Raw genomic sequence first — 3747 nt, 5'->3', positions numbered from 1 at the left:
TTGGCAGAATTATTAGATTAATTTTTCAGTCTTTCTCTGCTCAAAATGCTAATTTTTTCAGAGTTTTAGACTGACAATCTGGTAGTTTTTTCAATTCCAAAAATGTGAAATTCTTGATTATTAATAGATAAGCATTCAGCGGTCAGCTCTCATCTTTTAGTTATTAACTCGTGTCACAGATCATTTCAGTTATCAGCTTTTTCAGTAGCTTTTGTAATCAAGAGGTTGGAAATACTGATTGGCAGAATTATTAGATTAATTTTTCAGTCTTTCTCTGCTCAAAATGCTAATTTTTTCAGAGTTTTAGACTAACAATCTGGTAGTTTTTTTCAATTCCAAAAATGTGAAATTCTTGATTATTAATAGGTAAGCATTCATGGAAGACTTTAGACTACAATTTTTCGGGCAAGAATAATTAGTATTTCAAACATGATTATAAGTTATGGATAAAATTAGTAAACTAGCTAATTTTAGTAACTTATGATGTTCAAAAGCTGAATGCTGAATGCTAATAGCTTAATGCTTCAATTAATAGTTTTAAATTTAATCATCCAGCAATAAGTGCTTATGCAAAATTAATTGTATAAGTTCATAAAAATTAATTACAGGGTCTATTGAATCTCTGTTTCCTGTTCCCTTTTCCCTATCTTAATTAGGAAATTCCTAAAAGCACGACTACTTATCTAGAAAGAAAAATCGTAAAAACACATCTCCCACTTTAATCATATCCCCATGTTGAATTTTTACAAGGCGATTGCTAATAATTTGACCTTTTAACATAGTACCATTTTTACTACCCAAATCTCGGACAAAATAATTATTTCCATTTCTCTTAAATTCTAAATGCTTCCTACTAATACTTGTATCAGCTCCGGCAATATCTACACGACCTAAAATTAGATAATTTCTATCATTAATATTTACAAAAGTGCGCGCTCCTTTATTACTTCCAGACTCCACTATTAATAAAGGATATTCAAAATTTAAACCAGTGGGTAAGTTGGGCAAATCAAGAGGAATTTTTAAGTCACAAATTACTTCTTCTACTGACTGATAACGTTCTTCTGGATGAATCTTCATCATCTGCAATAATACCTCCTCTGCTCCGAGGAAAAAATCACAGTAAAAATCACTTAAATCTATCCCTATTGTTGGAGGTGGGGTTTGAGTTAAATAATTGATAAAATCGTCTAATCTATACCAACCGCGATGCTGCCAAAAATTTTCTCCCATTGATAATTCATACAGAATATGACCGAGAGAATAAATATCACTTTTAGCATCGGCAACTCTCGCTCCTTTGATTAAAAATTCTGGAGCCATGTAGGCGGGAGTGCCAACTATTTCTCTGCTTAAAGTAATATCTTGATCTTTAAATTTGGAAACTCCAAAGTCGATAATTTTTGTTTGCTCGTCGCCGACAATAATATTTGCTGGTTTTAAGTCTCTGTGAATAATGTTGCATTGATGAGCTGCCGATGTTCCTAATAATATTTGTTTGAATATTTGTTGTTTTTGCCGATTATTTAGGGATTTTTTCTCTAAGAGTTCATCTAAGGGTTTGCCGGGGAAGTATTCAAATAATATTAGGTAGGTATTGACATCCCATTCTTTGAGACCTAATACGGGAATGATGTTTTCTGAGGGGATATTAACTGCTGCTTCTAAATGGATTCTTTCTACTAGATTTTCTTCTGGTTTGATTCCTTGAATTACTTTTAAAACATAGTTGTTTTTGCTGCTATGGTCTATTGCTTTCCAGGTAGAAGCAAAAGCACCTGTGCCTAGAAGTTCTAGTAATTCAATTTCGGCTATTTCATTAATATTGATAGGAATTTTTCCACCTATCATTAGTTCTAAAGTTTTTGACATTTTTTCTGTTTTTATTTTGGTAACACAGGCATCTTGCCTGTTAATTAGATTTTTGGGTTAGTAGTGAACTGACACATTTTAAATCCTACAGTAGTAGGGGCGGGTTTGTTTTTTAAATTAACAATTTTAACCATTAAATAAAGTCAACCAGCCCCTACGTTTTTGAATGGAAATAAATTGGATATTTCAAGATTTCTGGGGTAGTTTGAGATAATTTTACTGCTTTGACTTCAAAATTTTGTGTGAAACCCGCCCCTACAATCTTTGTTGAATGCCCCGACAATTTTTAATGGAAATGAATCGAATATTTATAGTTGGTTTTGATGATTGGAGGGCGGGTTTAGATAATTTTACTGCTTTAATTCAAGATTTTTACAGAAACCCGCCCCTACATTCTTGGTTAAACCCGCCCCTACATTTTGTATATTGCCTGACTGTTTGATTATCTGCACTTTTTCCCAAATAACGCCACAATATTAAAGTCTGATTATCGGTTTCTCCTGCTTTCTGAGATGTGTGAATTAATTGCTCTGATATTTTGTTTAAATCTACTTCTGCTAGAATATTTTCTAATTCTTTTTCTCCTAAATAATTACTCACTCCATCACTACACAATAATAATAAATCTCCTGAATTAAGGGAAACATAATGTATGGGTAAGTCGGGAGGTAAATTATCGCATCCCAAATAAAATTCCAACATATTTTTCCCTTCGTGATTAGCTGCCATTTCTGAAGTAATTATTCCTCCTCTTCTCAAAGCACTTGCTAATGTGTGATTGTCGGTAATTTGTCTGATTTTTCCATCAGAATAATGATATATCGGACTGTCTCCTAAATTAGAAATAATTGCCATTGATTCCCAGATTAAGGCGACTGCTAATGTGGCTCCCGATTTATTCCAACCATTGTTTTTTATCATCCTTTTTATATGAGCGTTTGTTTGAGCGATCGCTTCTTTTATGGCTTTGGTTAATTTTTCAGTTGTTGGGGATTTTGGGTTTTTTTGTTGGTTGTTAATACTTGGTTCAAATACTAGGGTTTCAAATAGGTTTAGACTGATCTTTTTGAGGGCTTCTCGACTGATTTCTTCTCCATGTTCGTGACCTCCCATTCCGTCTGATATTGCTAATAATGTGATTGGGTTTTGGTTGGGATTTGGGGTGAGTTGGCAGATGATGAAGTTGTCTTCGTTTTGGGGGCGTTTATTTGTTTCGGTGCGACTTATATATTCAAGGTTTTTGGTTTTCATTTTTGGTTTGGTTGATAATATTTTGTTTTGGAGGTTTAAATTAGATTAAGTTATAGGTTTCTGTTTTTAGTTTTAATATTTTAAACTTTACCATTTTTTTCTGACTGTTAAATGGAAAAATTTTTCTGAATTGCTTAACGAGGTTTCAATATTTTTAGCGCTTTTTTTTGATTTTGTTATACAATGAACATAGAGTATACTTGGCCTTTTCTATGTCTTGATTGAGTTTTATGGCTGTTAATTCTTATTCTGTCGTTCTTTTGGCTTGTTTTTCTCGAAATTTACTTTGCTCAAAATGACTTTTTTTCTCTACTGGTTTTTTGCTATTTTGACAAAGTGTTCTTTCTGTGATATTAGAGCAGCAATTTTTTGTTTTTTGGAATTGAATTTGTGTTGAACAATTAGTCTAGCATAGGGGCGAGCAACCCCCACTAAAGTTATGATACCACAGTCAGTTTGAGGATGCAAGCCTAATTTTCTCGGCGCGATTTTTTTTCGGAGTGCTTCAGAGAATGAAAATGCGCAGACAAGGATTTTGCCACGGATATACGGATGGATTGGGTTTCCCTACTTTTTCCTGTAGAGCTTCAGAGAATGAAAACGCGCAGACAAAGACTTTACCAG

General features: G+C 33.3%; 2 protein-coding genes. Both read right to left on the bottom strand.

The window, feature by feature from the left end:
• Positions 1-675: 675 nt before the first annotated feature.
• On the bottom strand, positions 676-1872 hold the full coding sequence (locus tag F6K40_RS16800) for an FHA domain-containing serine/threonine-protein kinase (protein WP_293137777.1): 1197 nt from the start codon (positions 1870-1872) through the stop codon (positions 676-678).
• Positions 1873-2244: 372 nt separating this feature from the next.
• Entirely contained in the window at positions 2245-3123 is an 879-nt protein-coding gene (locus F6K40_RS16795; RefSeq protein ID WP_293137775.1) for a PP2C family protein-serine/threonine phosphatase, read from the bottom strand.
• Positions 3124-3747 lie beyond the last annotated feature (624 nt).

The organism is Okeania sp. SIO3I5 (assembly GCF_010672085.1).
Classification (GTDB): Bacteria; Cyanobacteriota; Cyanobacteriia; order Cyanobacteriales; family Microcoleaceae; genus Trichodesmium.
This window is presented reverse-complemented; position numbering and strand designations above follow the sequence as displayed.